The organism is Nocardia abscessus, from assembly GCF_015477775.1.
GTDB classification, from domain to species: Bacteria; Actinomycetota; Actinomycetes; order Mycobacteriales; family Mycobacteriaceae; genus Nocardia; species Nocardia abscessus_A.
Genome location: NZ_JADLQO010000001.1, coordinates 522088 through 536833, shown reverse-complemented (window position 1 = coordinate 536833; position 14746 = coordinate 522088). Strand labels below are relative to the sequence as shown.

Below are 14746 nucleotides of genomic sequence, written 5' to 3'. Positions count from 1 at the left end.
AATGTATTTCAGAAAGGGAAAACCATGGTCAACGGCCATCGCGCACCCGCCGTTTCGGCACGGGGCCTGCGTAAATCATTCGGTGAGCAGGTGGTGCTCGACGGGATCGACCTCACCGTCGCGGAGGGCACCGTCTTCTCGCTGCTCGGGCCGAACGGGGCGGGCAAGACCACCACCGTGCAGATCCTGACCACGCTGATCCATCCGGACGCGGGCGAAGTGCGGGTCGGCGGTCACGATCTCGGGGCAGAGCGCGAGCAGGTACGCGGGCAGATCGGGGTGACCGGGCAGTTCTCCGCGGTCGACGAACTGCTCACCGGCCGGGAGAACCTCCAGCTGATGGCCGATCTGCACCATCTGCCGCGGCGCGAGAGCCGCAGGCTGGCAGCGGATCTGCTGGAGCGCTTCGACCTGGTCGACGCGGCGGACAAGACGGCGTCCACCTACTCCGGAGGCATGACCAGGCGGCTCGATCTGGCCATGACGCTGGTCGGCGATCCGCGCATCATCTTCCTCGACGAGCCGACCACCGGCCTCGACCCGCGCAGCAGGCGAGCGATCTGGGAGATCATTCGCGGGCTGGTCGACGACTACCGCGTCACGGTCTTCCTCACCACCCAGTACCTGGAGGAGGCCGACCAGCTCGCCGATCGCATCGCGGTGCTCGACCGCGGGAAGATCGTCGCGGAAGGCACCGCGGCGGAACTGAAGCGACTGGTCCCCGGCGGGCACATCCGCCTGGAGTTCGCCGACCGCGCCGCTCTGACCGCGGCGGCCGACGCGCTCGGCGCCGTCGCCGCGCCGCCGGACGACGAGGAGAAGCTCACCCTCGCGGTGCCGAGCGACGGCGGCGTGAAATCGCTGCGCGCCGTGCTCGATCGGCTCGACTACGAGCAGATCGAGGTCGAGGGCCTTTCCGTGCACACCCCCAACCTCGACGACGTCTTCCTGACCCTGACCGGACACCCGACCACCGAAAAGGAAACCGTGCGATGAGCACCATGTCCTACGCGCTCGCCGATTCGGCGACCATGCTGCGGCGCAATCTCGTACACGCCAAGCGCTATCCGAGCATGACCTTCGGCGTCATCCTGATGCCTACGGTGCTGATGCTGGTGTTCAACTTCGTCTTCGGCGGCGCGCTGGAGAAGTCTTCCGGTGGTAACTACATCGACTACCTCGCGCCCGGCATGTTGTTGATGATTCCGGCGTACATGACGGTCTCGGTCGCGGTGTCGGTCGCCACCGACGCGACCAAGGGCATCGTGAACCGGTTCCGCACCATGGACATCACGCAGTCGGCCATGCTGACCGGTCACGTGGTCGGCGCGCTGATCCAGGCGCTGCTCGGCATCGCGGGGATGACGGGCGTCGCCCTGCTCATCGGCTTCCGCCCGAATGCGAATCCGGTCGAGTGGCTCGCCGTATTCGGTCTGCTCGCGCTGGTGATGTTCGCGCTCACCTGGCTGTCGGTGGCGCTCGGCCTGCTCGCGCCGAACCCGGAGAGCGCGAGCAACACACCCTTCCCGCTGGTGATGCTGCCGTTCCTCGGCAGCGGCCTGGTCGGCACCGACACCATGCCCGCCGGGTTGCGCCAGTTCGCCGAGTACCAGCCCTTCACGCCGTTCACCGAGACCATTCGCGGTCTGCTGATGGGCACCGAGATCGGCAACAACGGCGTCATCTCGCTCGCCTGGTGCGTCGGCCTCACGGTGGTCGGCTACTTGTGGTCGTCCTCGATCTTCCGGCGGCAGGCGCGCTGAACATCTCGGCGTGCGCGAATGATCCCCCGCGGGCAGTGCCCGGCGGGGGATCGTCCGTCCGCTCAGATCGTGCCGGTGAGCAGCACCTTCCCGGTGTTCGCCGCGCGGATCTCGACCGAGCGGACCTGGTCGGGCGTGCCGTCGATGGTCCGGTCGATGGTCAGCTCGGTGCCGGGGCCGGCCGGCCACTCGTCGAGTTTCTGCTGCTGACCGCTGGTGCTGGTGACGTACAGCGCGAGATCCCAGTTGTAGCGCAGCTGCTCCCCCGGGGGATAGCTGCAGGACATCACGACCCGCGTGCGATCACCCGCCGGGACGAGTTTGAAGCTCGCCGAGACCGGCGTCGGTTCCAGCGGAGTCATCTGACGTTCGACGAACGCCTGCTCGCTGGTGCCCGGCCCCGGCGAATCATCCGATCCGGACAGCGAGACGGCGATCGGCACCGCTATCGCCGCGGCGGCCGCGGCCGAGGCCACCGCGATGCCGACCGACGTCCACCCGCTGCGGCGGCGGCGTCGTTCGGCCGCGTCGGCGAGCCGCGGGGGCGGTGGGAGCGAAGGCATCGGCGGTGGAGCCGATTCCGCCGCGAACTCGCCCGATGGGGCGGGCGGCTCGATCATCGCGTTCGCGATGTCGGTCTCCACGAGGGCGAGCATGCCCGGCAGGCCCGCGAGTTCGGCTACGGCAGCCCGGCAGTCGGGGCAGCCCGCGAGGTGGCTCTCGTACTGGAGGCGCTCGTCGCGGGTGAGGGAGCCGAGCACGTACGCCGCGTCCCACGTGGTGTAGTCGTCGGTGATATCCGTCATTGGTTCGTCACCCCCATCTCCTGTAGTGCCAGGCGCAATGCGCGCATGCCGTAGTGCATCCGGGATTTCACCGTGCCCGCCGGGACGTCGAGCTCCTCGGCGATCTGCTGGGTGGACAGTCCCCGGTAGTAGGCCCGCACGATCACCTCGCGGTGGTCGGCGCTGAGCCTGCCGAGGGCGTCCGCGACCAGCCAGCCGTCCAGCGCGCGATCGGACTGGTCCGGGGCCGCCCGTTCGGGCGGGCTGTCGGTGCGGAACTCGCGCCTGCTGCGGGCGCTGCGGTGCTCATCCACGGCGAGATTGCGCGCCACGGTGAACAACCACGCCCGCGCCGACGTGGTGGACTGATCCAAGACGTTCGGGCGTTGCCAGGCTCGCAGCAATGTTTCCTGCACGATGTCCTCTGCCCGGCCCCGGTCCCGAACCAAGCCGAGCGTGTACCGCCACAGCGGGGTGGCGTGTTCGCGATAGAGAGCCCGCATCAATTCGTCGGACTGGTCGTCGGGCTGGCCCGTCTCGCCGCGTATCTTGCGCACAACTGGATACCTCTCCGCTCGAGTTGCGGGGCCGGTCGGTGGGCGCACCCGATGAGTCACCCATGCTCTCGCCGGTTCAGTTGTCGTGTCTCATGCCGTGTCTCCTTCGGTCCCTTCGAGGAGTACACGGTCTCAGTTGCGTTCGAGTTCAATCGGGTGTGTCGCGAGCAGGGACAGCGGGAGCGGCTGGCGGCGCAGTACGTGCGCCCACAGGTCGGGACGGCCCGTGCTGATCGGGTCGGACGGCAGGGCCGACAGCACGATCCAGTCGTTGTTCTCCAGCTCCCCCTCCAGTTGCCCGAAGGTCCAGCCCGCGTAGCCCGCGAAGATCCGGATGCCCTCGACGAGCGGAGCGACCTGCTCGGGATCGGCGTCCAGATCGACCAGGACGACGCGTCCGTCGATGCGGCGCAGCCCCGGCACGCCCTCGATCCGGGCGCCCACCCGGACGGTGCCCAGGCACAGCGCGGCGTCCCGTTTCACCGGGCCGCCGATGAACAGCGTGCGTGGCGCCGCGACGGCGTCCGTCCAGCGGGGCAGCACCTCGTGCACCGCCGTGTCGCTCGGGCGATTGAGCACGACGCCGAGACTGCCCGCCTCGTTGTGCTCGATGATGTAGACGACGGTGCGCCGGAAGGTCGGTTCGACCAATTCGGTGGCCGACACCAGCAGCGTTCCGGCACGAACCACCTGTTCGCCGTGCCGGGAATCGCGCCGCCTGCGGTCGCCGTGCCCGCCGCGAGTCTTCCGATCGTCCGGGTCTTCTGCGCGTGCCACTCCGACATCATCGCAGCTGTTCGCTCACAATGCGCCTTCTGCGGCCCACTTCTGTGTTCCGGATTTGCCGAGCCGCAGCGCGGACCGGACACCGGAGGCCCCGTTGCGCTACCGGCGCGACATCGTAGAGTCCAGGTCATGGAACCGCCCGAGGTGCGCCTCGAGAACAGCGACACCGTGTACGACTTCTACCGCGATCATCGCCAGAACCGCCTGAAGGCATGGGGGGCTTACGCCATTCTCGGCCGCCGCTACCACCCGCGCGTCACCTACGCCGATGGCGCCCGCGAAGCGCTCCGCGCGGTGGTCGCGCAGGGCAGGCCGCTGCTGCTCGCGATCAACCATCTCTCCGAGAGCGATCCCTACACCGTGGCCGCGGCGGCGTGGCGCAGCGGACTACGGCGGGTGATCGGCCGGGTGCGCGTGCTGGCCAAGGACGAACTGTTCGTCGACCCCGACCAGCGGCGCAAGATCGACATGATGGGCGGCATCCCGGTGTTCCGTGGCAAGGACCACGGCATCCGCGCGGTGAACGCCGCGGGCCAGCGCATGATGGACGTCTGCGCGGAGCGGATGGCTCGCGGCGACGGCATCGCGGTCTTCCCCGAGGGCACCTGCAACGACGTGGACCCGGCCCGCGTGCAGACGGTGGGCAGCGGTATCGGGCACATCGCGTTCCGCGCGATGAAGCTCGGCGCCGAGCCCGTGTTGGTCTCCATGGCGCTGAGTTACGGACCGCGGACGGACCCGACGGTGCAGCCGACGAAAGAGGAGGCGAAGGGGGCCAGTTTCCACTTCGGTGTTCCCGTGCTCGAGCTGCCGCCCCGGCCCGGCGACATCGCCCGGCTGGTGCGCACCGATCTGCAGAAAGCGCTCGACGGCGCCGTCGCGGCGTACTGAACGGCTACTGCGGCAGGTTCAGCCGGTCGCGCGCCCAGTGCGGCACCATCTCGAGGTATTCGGGGCGGGTCTCGATGAAGTGATGGACCGTCCGGCACATGGGCAGCGCGCCGAGCTTGTCGTCGCGAGTGCTGTTGAGTGCGGTCTCCACCAGGAGCCGCGCATAGCCCTGGCCCTCGTACCGGGGGTAGATCTCGGTGTGTACGAACGCGCGCTCGGAGGCCGTGTCCTGGTATTCGGCGTAGCCGGCGATCGCACCGTCGACGTAGATCTCGAAGCGTTCCAGGGCGGTGTTGTTGCTGACCTCGGTCGACATGACTCGACGCTACTCTGTGCGCCGTTGTCCCGGTAAATCCCACTCCGGTCGGGGCGGAATCCCGCCACCGACTTGTCTGTCCCGGCGGGCCTGCGCAGAATGCTCTTGGTCGGGTCCGTCGTCGCGCGCGAGTGGGCAGGCTCGGGGAGGTACGGAACATGATGAGGACACTGCGGGTTTCGCGGGTCGCGGCCACCGTCGTCGCCGTCGGCCTGCTCGGGGGATCGATCGTCACCGGCGTCGCGGAGGCCGCGCCGGGAGTCGTCTTCGGTAAGTGTCCCGAGGGCGCCGTGCCCGCCGATCGGGGCGTGCAGTGCGCCGTCGTCAGCGTGCCCATGAACTACGCCGACCCGAACGGCGCCGAGATCGAGCTGACCGTCAGCCGGATCGCGGCGACGGGCGAGCGGGAGGGTGTCCTGTTCGCCAACCCCGGCGGCCCCGGTGCGGACGCTCTGGACTTCTGGGCGCGCCGGGTGGAGGTGTTCCCCGCGGCGCTCGCCGAGCATTACGACCGCATCGCCGTCCAGCCGCGTGGATTGCGCTGGGCGACGCCGCTGGCATGCGGGAGCACGAAGAACCAGGAGGGCCAACAGGTCTCGCTGGGCGGCGGAAACCGCGACGAGATCAAGAAGGCCTGTGACGCGGCGCAGCCCGGCTACCTGGACACCATCACCACCGAGAACACCGCGCGCGACCTCGACGCGGTGCGCGCCGCGCTCGGTCTGGAGCGGATCGGCTACCTCGGCACGTCCTACGGCACCTACCTCGGCGCGGTGTACGCGGCGCTGTTCGGCGACCGGGTGGACCGAATGATCCTGGACTCCAACGTCAACCCGGACTGGGTGTGGACCGAGGAATTCGCCCAGCAGCAGGCCGCGGGCAAACAGCGCTTGGACGATCTGTTCGCCTGGATCGCCGAACACGACGACGAATACCACCTCGGCGACACCGCCCTGCAGGTCTATCGCAACTGGGTCCGGCTGGCGGCCGCCCAGGGTGGCGGCTGGTACGCCAACCTGACCCCACCGCCCGCCAGCCTCGCCGACCTGCCCGGCGCGCTGCCCGAGCCGCTGGCCGAGATCGCGCGGGACGGCTACACCGGCAGCGTCGAGCAACTCGGTAAAGTGCAGAACCTGTTGCGCACCTTGGTGAGCGGCGGCGTCTCCGCGCAGGTGCCGTTGCTCGGCGCGACCACCGTGGCCACCTACACCCGCACGTTCTGGCCCACCTTCGCCCGTGCGATGGCCGACGCCGCGGCCGATCCGGCGAACGTGCAGCGCCTGCGGGCCATCGAGGGCGCGACCTCGACCGATCCCACTGGCCGCTTCGTATTCAGCGCCATCACCTGCAACGAGAACGCCGTGGCGGGAAGGCCGGAGCTGCTCGGCGCCGCGGTCGGCACCATCGCCTCCGGCGGCAACGCCATGGACGCGCGGGCCGATCTGGTGCGCTCCGGAATGGCGTGCGGGTCGTGGAAACCCGTGACGAAGCCGGTGCCGATCACCGGCGTCGGGCTGCGCACGCCGCCGTTGGTTCTACAGAGCCGCCACGACGCGCTGACCAAGTACGAGGGCGGTCCCGCCATGGCCGCGGTGCTGGGCGGCGCGCTGGTCGTCGTCGAGGGCGGCGACCACGGTACGTTCGGTCGCGGCAACCCGGCGGTGGACGAGGCCGTGGTCACCTACCTGCGGACCGGAAAGGTCGCGATCACCCAGGCCGCCCAGGCTCCACTGCCCGCGAGCTGAGCGGACTGGGCCCTCCTCCTGAGGCTGGGTGTGGATTCCGCGGTCGCCGGAGGCCAGCGGCTTGCATGAGGGCAGCTCGTGGCGGATGTGTCGTGGTGCGGCGGGTCCGGTCACGGCCGACAATGTGGGGATGACGCGGGCATCCACTGCGCGAGTGATCCTCGCTCCGGACAAGTTCAAGGGGTCGCTCGCCGCGCCGGAAGTGGCGGCGGCTCTGGCGGCGGGATTGCGGCGGAGCGCACCGGATGCGGAGATCCGGCAGGTGCCGGTCGCCGATGGTGGGGACGGCACGGTCGAGGCGTTCGTCGCGGCCGGTTGGACGCGCGTGGAGCTGACGGCTCCTGGACCGACCGGCGTGCCGCGCCGCACGTCGTATGCCCGGCACGGTGCGACCGCGGTCGTCGAACTGGCCGTCGTCGTCGGATTGGCGATCCTGCCGGAGGGGCGGCTCGATCCATTGCACGCGAGCACGTTCGGGCTCGGGGTCGTGCTGGCGCACGCGATGGACCACGGGGCCACCGAGATCGTGCTCGGTCTGGGTGGCAGCGCCTCCACCGACGGGGGCGCGGGCATGTTGCAGGCACTCGGCGTCGGTATTTCGGATGCCGAGGGACAGGAGCTGCCGCGCGGCGGAGTGGTTCTGTCCCGTGCCGCGCGACTGGACCGTTCGGCACTGCACCCAGCTGTCGCCGGTACGAGGTTCACGCTGGCCTGCGATGTCGACAATCCGCTGCTCGGGCCGACCGGAGCGGCGGCGGTGTACGCGCCGCAGAAGGGCGCGGGGCCCGCCGAAGTCGGCGTCCTCGAATCCGCGCTCGCGACCTGGGCGGAACTCGTCGGCCCCGAGTTCGCGCGGTACCCCGGCGCGGGCGCGGCGGGCGGTACCGGGTTCGGCGCGCTCGCCGCGCTGGGCGCGCAGGTGCGCAGCGGCATCGAGGTGGTAATCGAATTGCTCGATTTCCCCACCCTGCTCGCCGACGCCACCCTCGTGGTCACCGGTGAAGGTTCACTCGATCGGCAGAGCCTGCACGGCAAGGCGCCGATCGGCGTATGCGCGGCGGCTCGCAAGGCGGACGTGCCCGTGGTCGCCGTGGCGGGCCGCACGTTGCTCGTGCCCGACGAGATCCGGGCCGCGGGCTTCGCGGACTGCTATGCGCTCGCCGAGCTGGAACCCGACCCGGAACGCTCGATGGCGGAGGCGGCGGCGCTGCTCGAGCGGGTGGGCGTGCGAATCGCCGCCGAGTGGGTGGATTAGCTCGCCGACGCCAAGAGGTTCGCGGCCAGTTCGTGCCGGTGCCGATCGCCCCATTCCTCGAGCGGGCGCAGCGCCACCGCCAGCTCCTTGCCGAGCGGCGTGAGCGAGTACTCGACCCGGGGCGGGACCTCGGGATAGACCTCGCGGTGCACCACGCCGCTGGACTCCAGCTGGCGCAGGTTCTCGGCGAGAACCTTCTCGCTGACTCCGTCGAGCAGCCTGCGGATCTGCCCGAAGCGCTGGGGGCCGGTGCCGAGCACCCACATCAGGTGCATCTTCCACTTGCCGCCGACGACATCGATAGCGACCGTCATGCCACATACATCGTGATCCGCGTCACCGTTCATGCCCACCGCGCTCCTTTGACCTCGTTTCGAACCTCGAGGTAAGCAACCGCACCTCGACGTTCGGTCTTCCCGACTCTACCTGCGAGAACGACGATGGATTCCGGCGCCGACACAAATATCGAACGAGAACCGAAGGGACCCATCATGTCCGAGCAGACCACCGCCCGTGCTGTCTCCGTCGTCGGCCTGGGGCCGATGGGTCAGGCGATGGTCCGAGCCTTCCTGGACGCCGGCGTCGAGGTGACGGTGTGGAACCGCAGCCCCGAAAAGGTCGACGCCATGGTCGAACTCGGCGCCCGGCGCGCCGCGACCGTCGCCGACGCGCTCGACGCCAACGAGGTCACCGTGCTCAGCCTCACCCACTACGCGGCCATGTACGACGTGCTCGGCCAGGCCACCGGCCACCTGAAGGGCAAGGTGATCGCGAACCTGTCCTCCGATTCGCCGGAGAAGGCGCGCAAGGGTGCGCAGTGGGTTCGCTCGCACGGCGCGCAGTTCCTTTCCGGCGGCGTCATGTCGGCGGGGGACAATATCGTGCACCCGGCGTCCTACATCTTCTACAGCGGTCCTCGCGAGGTCTTCGACGCGCACGCCGAGCTGCTGCGGCCGTTGAGCCCGCAGGAATACCTCGGCGCGGACGACGGTTTGGCGCAGGTCTTCTACCAGGGGCTGCTGACCATCTTCCATCCCTGGTTGCTCGCCTTCGACCAGGCCACCGCGATGATCGACCGCGCAGGTCACGACATCGCCGCGTTCGTCCCGTTCGCGATCCGCTCGGCCGCGGCCTTCCCCTACTTCATGGAGGAGTTCTCGGTCGCCAACCAGAACGGCGGCTGGGCTTCGCTGGCCAGCCTGAAGATGATGGACGCGGGCGCGCAGCACGTCATCGACGCGAGTGAAGAAGTCGGCGTCGACGCCGTCCTCTCGCACGCCGCCCAGGCGCTCTGGCGTAAAGCCATCGCCGCCAGCGAGGAGGCCGGAACCCCCGTTTCCACCTACGCCCTCCTTCGCAACCCCTGATCCGATCCCGGCAGTCCGACCTCGCAAAGCCGGTCGGTTCCTCGCACGCAAGTGCGGAACTCACCGCCTTCGCGAGGTCGGTTTCAGAGAGCACTGCTCTTGACTTCATCGCACACTCCGTGGAACACTTCTCTCCAAAGAGAGCAGTGCTCACAAAGGAGTTGTCATGGACCTCAGCACCCGCTACATCGGCCCCGCCGGATTCGACCCGATCTTCAACCGGATCGCCAATCTGCTGCCCAAGCTGGGCATCAGTGTGATGGGGTCACGACTGCTGGCGGTGCGCGGGCGCAAGAGCGGGGAGTGGCGCACGACGATGGTCAACCTGATGGTGCGGGAAGACGGTGAGCGCTTCCTCGTCGCGCCGCGTGGGCACACGCAGTGGGTGCGCAACCTCCGCGCGGCGGGCGGGGGCGAGTTGCGGCTCGGGCGCAAGGTCGAGACGTTCACCGCCACCGAGGTGGCCGATGCCGACAAGGTGCCGCTGCTGCGCCTCTACCTGCAGAAATGGGGCTGGGAGGTCGGCAGATTCTTCGAGGGCGTGACCAAGGACGCCACCGACGAGGAACTCGCCGCCATCGCGCCGGGGTTTCCGGTCTTCCAGCTGCGGTGAACTCAGGCCGAGCGGGCCAGGAATTCGACGGCGGCGGCGTAACCCTGGATGCCCATTCCCGCGACCACCGCGGTCGCGATCGGAGAGATGTAGGAGTGGTGCCGGAACTCCTCGCGGGCGTGCACGTTGCTGATGTGCACCTCCACGATGGGAAGTTCCGGGATCACCAGCGCGTCCCGTAGCGCCACCGAGGTGTGGGTGAGGCCGCCGGGATTGATGACGATGCCCGACTCGGCGCCGCGCGCTCGATGGATGCGATCGATCAGCGCGCCCTCGGAATTGGACTGGAAGGCGACGATCTCCCGGTCGAACCTCGCCGCGGTCTGCTCGCACAACTCCACGACGTCGTCCAGGGTGGCCGACCCGTACACCTCCGGTTGCCGGGTGCCGAGCATGTTGAGGTTCGGGCCGTTCAGAACCAGGATCGGGCCCGGCGTCGCGTCCGCGGTCACAGCCATGCACGGCAAGATACCGCGCCGTACCGCGCCGCCTCGACCGGGCCCGACCGGCCTACAGTCCCTGCGGACCTTCCGAGCGCAGGTCGTCGACCTTGCGCATGGCTTCGCGCAATTCCTCCAGCCACGTCTCCGCGTGCTTGCCCGCCAGCTTCACGGTCCAGGCCAGCGCGTCGGCGCGGGAACGGGCCACGCCGGCGTCGACCAAGGTGTCGAGGACCTTGCGTTCCGGCTGGCGCAGGCGGGTCATGACGGGGACGGCCAGGTGGGTGAACAGGATCCGTTCCCCGTCCACGGAGACGCCCCAGGCCACATTGCGCCGGTAGCGGTGCTGCGCTTCGTTCGCGATCTGCATCCGGGCGGCCCGGGTGGACTCGCGGAACCGGGCCACCGCGCCCTCCTTGGTCGCGCGTGGCACTTCGTCGGTCGGGGCCTCGGCGTCGTCGGTGGCCTGCTTCTCCGGTTGCGGGATCGGCAGCTCGCCGATGACGACGATTTCGTCCCGGTCGATCTCGATCACCGGCGGACCGGTGAACCAGTCATTTGGCAATCTTCCGGCGAACCAGTCGGGCACGTCCGAGGGGTCCGGCAGGTCGGCCTGCTGCCAGCCGCCTGTGCGCCCGAAACCCCGGCCGCCGCGGTGTGCGTTTCTCATGATGGGTCACCTACTTACTGTGGTGCGTTGCTTTCATTGATTACAAGATTACGTCGCAACCCGGTACGCCGGTTCCGCTGTGTGCGAACAGGGGTCCGATTGCTTCGATCCGCACGCTTCGGGGTATTTATTGATTCGAAACGTCGACTGCGGTGGTAACCGCGCGACTTTTCGTGAAGGCCGGTACGGTAGCGGCGCCGGTTGCCGCCGACCGGCTGGACGATGATCATGAAAGGCCACCCGAGATGCGAGATCCCGGGGCACAATTGGGATGCTGAGCATGGGTAACGTCCTCGCTACGGAGGCATCGCGGTCTGGTCTTTTTCGGGTACGGTGGTCTTGTTACTGGAGTGACAAGAGTGAAGAGTGGGCGACATGGACGTGTGGGGATCCCGCCGCTTTCGTGTTCGCGGCGCAATGGCACTCATGGGGGTGGCGGCGCTCGCGCTCGGGATCGGGTCGTGCGGGATACACGAGAAGCAGAATGAAGCCGAAGCGGTGGTAGAGCGCTTCACGGATCTGCTCGACGATCAGGACTACACAAAGGCGGCAGACCTGACGTCGTACCCCACTGCGGCCTCGGCAACCCTCAAGCAAATGTTCAGTGGCCTGCAGAGCGGCAAGGTCGACTACCGCAAGACCCAGTTCATCGGTCTGGACGCGCAGTCGGCGATCTTCAGCATGGACGTCGAGTGGAGCTTCGGCGAGCGGAAGAACTGGAACTACAGCGTGCAGGGCAATGTGCGCAAGCTGGCCATCGGCTGGCGGATCTCCTGGGAGCCCGCGGTCGTGATGCCGCAGCTCGCGCACAACCGGACGGTGCGGCTGGCCCGCACGTACCCGACGCCCGCGCCACGAGTCAACGACATCGCCGGTGGGCCGTTGATGACCGAGCAGGTGATCAACGTCGTCAAGCTCGATCCCACCAAAATGCCGGACCCGGTCGCGTCGACCGACGCGCTGGCCAAGGCCATCGAACCGGTCGCGCCGCTGATCACCGGGCCCGCGTTGATGCAGCAGCTGGCCACCTCGCAGGGCAAGCCGATCGTCGCGGTGAATCTGCGCGAGGGCGACTTCGCGATCCTGGAACCGCGGATGGCGCCGATTCCCGGTGTGGTGATGGAGAAGCAACCGCGACTGATCTCCGCCGACCGCCGGGTCTGGTCGCCGATGCTGGACGCGCTGCGCAAGGTGCAGCAGGAGAGCCAGGAGGCGCATTCCGGATGGGGCGTCCAGCTGTTCGAGCAGGACGGGCGATTCATCACCCAGCTCGCCGGTCAGCAGGGGCCGCCGGGACCGGACATCGCGGGCACGATGGACCAGCGCTTACAGCGTGCCGCCGAGGACGCGGTGGTCAGCGTGGCCACGCAGGCCTCCATCGTGGCGATCCAGCCGTCCAGCGGAGCGGTGGTCGCGGTCGCGCAGAACAGCCAGGCCAGCGAGCACGGCTCGGTGGCGTTCACCGGCCTGTATCCGGTGGGCGGCAACATGGAGCTGTTCCGCGCCGTCGCGGCGTCGGCGAAAGGCAAGGCTCCGCAGGACGTCTCCGTGCAGGACGTGACCGAGGCGGCGACCGCGCTCGGCGTCGGCATCGACTTCAAGGTGCCCGGGCTGGACGAGGTGACGGGCCGCCTGGCCACCGCGGGGCGTAGCGCCGAGCAGGTACTCCAGGGCGGTGGCTCGGACGCCGTGCTGGCCAGCCCGTTCGGCATGGCCATCGCCGCGGCGACGATCGTGCGTGGTGCGGTGCCGCCGCCGATGATCGAAGCCGGACGCCCGAGCGCCACCGATGCCAAGCTCGACCCGCTGCCACCGCAGACCGCCGACCGGTTGCGCGGCATGCTGCGCGACGCCACGAACGCGCCGGAACTGGCGAGCGTGCGTCGCTATCGGGACGTCGACGCGTTCGCCGCGACGGCGGGCCCGGACGGGTGGCTGATCGGGTCGATGGGCGATCTGGTCTTCGCGATCCACATCAACGACGTGGACAGCAAGGACGCGACGGCGCGGATGGCGGCCAGGATGCTGCAGGCGCTGGCGACTCCGGAACCGTGATCACCGCACGGCTTTGTACACCGCGCGCCAGCCGAGCAGGAACACGGCCAGCACCACCCCGGCGACCAGCACGAAGCTGACCGCCGTGCCCTGACCGCTGACCAGGCGCAGCAGCATGCCCACGACCAGGGTGCAGGCCCAGACCACGACCCCGCTGGGCCACAGGGCGGTGATGTCGAACCGCGCGTCGCCCACGGCGGCGCGGGACCTGAGTGACACGACGACGAGCCAGCCTGCCACCGATCCCACCGCGAACGGCCACACGGTGCGCAGCAGTCCGGCCAGCACCGCCTCGTCGTGACTGCGCCTGCCGATCGCGCAGAACACGACGACGAGCAGCGCATCGACCAGGAACGGCCACAGTTTCCTCACGCGGGCCAGCGTAACGGGAGCCGGCGGCGCGGCCTCGGTCACAGCCGCCGCTGCTCGAATTCCTTCTCGAACTCCGCGTCGTCGGCCTGCGGGGTGCGGAACAGGAACAGGAAGACGATCCAGCCGACGATCGCGACCAGGATGAAGCTCACCCCCCGATAGACGAACGCCGCCGCGACCGCTTGCGCGGCGGGCAGGCCCGCCGCGGCGGTGAGACCGTAGATCAGCGTCGCGTCGACGTAGACGATGCCGCCGGGCGCGAACGGGATGGATCCGACCGCCTTGCCGACGGCGAACGCGAGCAGCAGACCGGCGATGCGTGGATCGGCGCCGACCGCGTAACAGGCCGCGCCGAGACAGGCCACGTCGGCGAAACGGTGCACCAGCGCCCAGAGCGTGACCAAGACGCCGTCGCGCTTGCCGAGCTCTACCGACTCCAGCTGGTCGAGCACGTCGGCGATCTTGTTCACGCCGTGGTCGGGCGGGCGTTTGCGCAACCGGTTGGCGAGCGCCAGCAGTTTGCGCAGCAGCGCCTCGAGCGAACCGGGGTTGCGCGAGACGTGATTGCCCGCCCACACCAGGGCGACGACGGCGGCCAGCGAGAGGATCAGCTTCAGCGGGCCGACCCGCCCGCCCGCCAGCAGCGTGCCGCCGACGCCGAGCAGCGCCAGCCCCACCGCGGCGACCACGCCGGAGAACACCAGCTGCCAGGAGGCGACGATCGGACTGGCGCCCCAGCGCCTGGTCTGCCTATAGGTGAACGCGGTGGAGAACACCTGTCCGGCGGGCAGCGTCACCGACATCGCCGTCGCGCCGTAGACCACCGCGACGGACTTGCGCTGACCCACCGCGACGCCGCCCGCGCTGAGCAGCTGTTTCTGCACCCTGGCGAAGCCGCTCATCGACAACGCCTGCAGCCAGATCGCGACCGCGAGCCAGCCCCAGTGGATCTCGGTGAGCTTGCGCCAGGATTCGTGCAGGCGGGGCCAGAGATACACGCCCTCGGCGATCAGCAGGGCCAGCAGAGCGGCCCCCAGCACCCATTTCAGCCAGCGGAATCTGCCACGGCGGGAACCCGCCGTGGGCGGCGGCGCAGGATCTCCTGCCAGTTCCCCGTCGGCCGTCACGCGG

17 protein-coding genes are annotated in these 14746 nt (G+C 69.1%); 8 read left to right on the top strand and 9 right to left on the bottom strand.

Annotated elements, in window-relative coordinates; genetic code table 11:
- Nucleotides 1–24: 24 nt before the first annotated feature.
- Nucleotides 25–996, top strand: coding sequence for an ATP-binding cassette domain-containing protein (locus IU450_RS02610; protein WP_195148149.1), 972 nt, complete (start codon nucleotides 25–27; stop codon nucleotides 994–996).
- Nucleotides 993–1763, top strand: coding sequence for an ABC transporter permease (locus IU450_RS02605; RefSeq protein ID WP_195032080.1), 771 nt, complete (start codon nucleotides 993–995; stop codon nucleotides 1761–1763). The genes IU450_RS02610 and IU450_RS02605 overlap by 4 nt, the downstream gene beginning before the upstream one ends.
- A 62-nt stretch (nucleotides 1764–1825) precedes the next feature.
- On the opposite strand, the gene IU450_RS02600 is transcribed toward IU450_RS02605, so the two are convergent.
- The 3 genes from IU450_RS02600 to IU450_RS02590 all read right to left on the bottom strand — a co-directional run bounded on the left by IU450_RS02600 (nucleotide 1826) and on the right by IU450_RS02590 (nucleotide 3882).
- Nucleotides 1826–2569: an anti-sigma factor family protein gene (locus tag IU450_RS02600; protein ID WP_195148148.1), complete on the bottom strand. Its 744-nt coding sequence runs from the start codon at nucleotides 2567–2569 to the stop codon at nucleotides 1826–1828.
- Nucleotides 2566–3105, bottom strand: coding sequence for a sigma-70 family RNA polymerase sigma factor (locus IU450_RS02595; protein ID WP_324197498.1), 540 nt, complete (start codon nucleotides 3103–3105; stop codon nucleotides 2566–2568). Before IU450_RS02595 ends, IU450_RS02600 begins: the two co-directional genes overlap by 4 nt.
- A 132-nt stretch (nucleotides 3106–3237) precedes the next feature.
- On the bottom strand, nucleotides 3238–3882 hold the full coding sequence (locus IU450_RS02590; RefSeq protein ID WP_195148147.1) for a YqgE/AlgH family protein: 645 nt from the start codon (nucleotides 3880–3882) through the stop codon (nucleotides 3238–3240).
- A gap of 138 nt (nucleotides 3883–4020) precedes the next feature.
- Between IU450_RS02590 and IU450_RS02585 the strand changes: the two genes are divergently transcribed.
- Nucleotides 4021–4782: a lysophospholipid acyltransferase family protein gene (locus IU450_RS02585; RefSeq protein WP_195148146.1), complete on the top strand. Its 762-nt coding sequence runs from the start codon at nucleotides 4021–4023 to the stop codon at nucleotides 4780–4782.
- A 4-nt stretch (nucleotides 4783–4786) separates the two neighbouring features.
- Here IU450_RS02585 and IU450_RS02580 read toward each other — a convergent pair whose 3' ends face one another.
- Nucleotides 4787–5098, bottom strand: a complete 312-nt coding sequence (locus IU450_RS02580) for a GNAT family N-acetyltransferase (RefSeq protein ID WP_195148145.1) — start codon at nucleotides 5096–5098, stop codon at nucleotides 4787–4789.
- A 158-nt stretch (nucleotides 5099–5256) separates the two neighbouring features.
- On the opposite strand from IU450_RS02580, the gene IU450_RS02575 reads away from it, so the two are divergent.
- Together IU450_RS02575 and IU450_RS02570 are read left to right on the top strand one after the other, a co-directional pair.
- The gene (locus tag IU450_RS02575) at nucleotides 5257–6843 is read left to right on the top strand and encodes an alpha/beta hydrolase (RefSeq protein ID WP_195148144.1); all 1587 of its coding nucleotides are present in this window, start codon (nucleotides 5257–5259) and stop codon (nucleotides 6841–6843) included.
- Between the two features lie 130 nt (nucleotides 6844–6973).
- Nucleotides 6974–8098 (top strand): glycerate kinase, encoded by a 1125-nt coding sequence (locus tag IU450_RS02570; protein WP_195148143.1) that lies wholly within the window; start codon nucleotides 6974–6976, stop codon nucleotides 8096–8098.
- Here the strand turns inward: IU450_RS02570 and IU450_RS02565 are convergent.
- Nucleotides 8095–8445 carry a winged helix-turn-helix transcriptional regulator gene (locus IU450_RS02565; RefSeq protein ID WP_195148142.1) on the bottom strand — a complete coding sequence of 117 codons (351 nt, stop codon included), beginning with the start codon at nucleotides 8443–8445 and terminating at the stop codon, nucleotides 8095–8097. The two genes, IU450_RS02570 and IU450_RS02565, sit on opposite strands and share 4 nt — an antisense overlap.
- Nucleotides 8446–8589: 144 nt before the next feature.
- Here IU450_RS02565 and IU450_RS02560 point away from each other — a divergent pair, with 144 nt between their 5' ends.
- Nucleotides 8590–9465, top strand: a complete 876-nt coding sequence (locus tag IU450_RS02560) for an NAD(P)-dependent oxidoreductase (protein ID WP_195148141.1) — start codon at nucleotides 8590–8592, stop codon at nucleotides 9463–9465.
- Between the two features lie 166 nt (nucleotides 9466–9631).
- Nucleotides 9632–10078, top strand: a complete 447-nt coding sequence (locus IU450_RS02555) for a nitroreductase family deazaflavin-dependent oxidoreductase (protein WP_195148140.1) — start codon at nucleotides 9632–9634, stop codon at nucleotides 10076–10078.
- Between the two features lie 2 nt (nucleotides 10079–10080).
- Here IU450_RS02555 and aroQ read toward each other — a convergent pair whose 3' ends face one another.
- Together aroQ and IU450_RS02545 are read right to left on the bottom strand one after the other, a co-directional pair.
- A complete protein-coding gene (aroQ, locus tag IU450_RS02550; RefSeq protein ID WP_195148139.1) occupies nucleotides 10081–10536 on the bottom strand; it encodes a type II 3-dehydroquinate dehydratase in 456 nt (151 codons plus the stop codon).
- Nucleotides 10537–10588: 52 nt separating this feature from the next.
- A complete protein-coding gene (locus IU450_RS02545; RefSeq protein WP_195148138.1) occupies nucleotides 10589–11188 on the bottom strand; it encodes a hypothetical protein in 600 nt (199 codons plus the stop codon).
- A gap of 375 nt (nucleotides 11189–11563) precedes the next feature.
- Between IU450_RS02545 and IU450_RS02540 the strand changes: the two genes are divergently transcribed.
- Complete coding sequence (locus tag IU450_RS02540) at nucleotides 11564–13243, top strand: NTF2-like N-terminal transpeptidase domain-containing protein (RefSeq protein ID WP_228833916.1); 1680 nt, start codon at nucleotides 11564–11566, stop codon at nucleotides 13241–13243.
- On the opposite strand, the gene IU450_RS02535 is transcribed toward IU450_RS02540, so the two are convergent.
- The gene (locus IU450_RS02535) at nucleotides 13244–13615 is read right to left on the bottom strand and encodes a DUF3054 domain-containing protein (RefSeq protein ID WP_195148137.1); all 372 of its coding nucleotides are present in this window, start codon (nucleotides 13613–13615) and stop codon (nucleotides 13244–13246) included.
- Nucleotides 13616–13653: 38 nt separating this feature from the next.
- Nucleotides 13654–14742 (bottom strand): lysylphosphatidylglycerol synthase transmembrane domain-containing protein, encoded by a 1089-nt coding sequence (locus tag IU450_RS02530; RefSeq protein ID WP_195148136.1) that lies wholly within the window; start codon nucleotides 14740–14742, stop codon nucleotides 13654–13656.
- Nucleotides 14743–14746: the final 4 nt, after the last annotated feature.

Coding starts and splice junctions, on each gene's coding strand:
- IU450_RS02610 (WP_195148149.1), top strand. CDS start 25: ATGGTCAACGGCCATCGCGCACCCGCCGTTTCGGCACGGGGCCTGCGT.
- IU450_RS02605 (WP_195032080.1), top strand. CDS start 993: ATGAGCACCATGTCCTACGCGCTCGCCGATTCGGCGACCATGCTGCGG.
- IU450_RS02600 (WP_195148148.1), bottom strand. CDS start 2,569: ATGACGGATATCACCGACGACTACACCACGTGGGACGCGGCGTACGTG.
- IU450_RS02585 (WP_195148146.1), top strand. CDS start 4,021: ATGGAACCGCCCGAGGTGCGCCTCGAGAACAGCGACACCGTGTACGAC.
- IU450_RS02580 (WP_195148145.1), bottom strand. CDS start 5,098: ATGTCGACCGAGGTCAGCAACAACACCGCCCTGGAACGCTTCGAGATC.
- IU450_RS02575 (WP_195148144.1), top strand. CDS start 5,257: ATGATGAGGACACTGCGGGTTTCGCGGGTCGCGGCCACCGTCGTCGCC.
- IU450_RS02570 (WP_195148143.1), top strand. CDS start 6,974: ATGACGCGGGCATCCACTGCGCGAGTGATCCTCGCTCCGGACAAGTTC.
- IU450_RS02565 (WP_195148142.1), bottom strand. CDS start 8,445: ATGAACGGTGACGCGGATCACGATGTATGTGGCATGACGGTCGCTATC.
- IU450_RS02560 (WP_195148141.1), top strand. CDS start 8,590: ATGTCCGAGCAGACCACCGCCCGTGCTGTCTCCGTCGTCGGCCTGGGG.
- IU450_RS02555 (WP_195148140.1), top strand. CDS start 9,632: ATGGACCTCAGCACCCGCTACATCGGCCCCGCCGGATTCGACCCGATC.
- aroQ (WP_195148139.1), bottom strand. CDS start 10,536: ATGGCTGTGACCGCGGACGCGACGCCGGGCCCGATCCTGGTTCTGAAC.
- IU450_RS02545 (WP_195148138.1), bottom strand. CDS start 11,188: ATGAGAAACGCACACCGCGGCGGCCGGGGTTTCGGGCGCACAGGCGGC.
- IU450_RS02540 (WP_228833916.1), top strand. CDS start 11,564: ATGGACGTGTGGGGATCCCGCCGCTTTCGTGTTCGCGGCGCAATGGCA.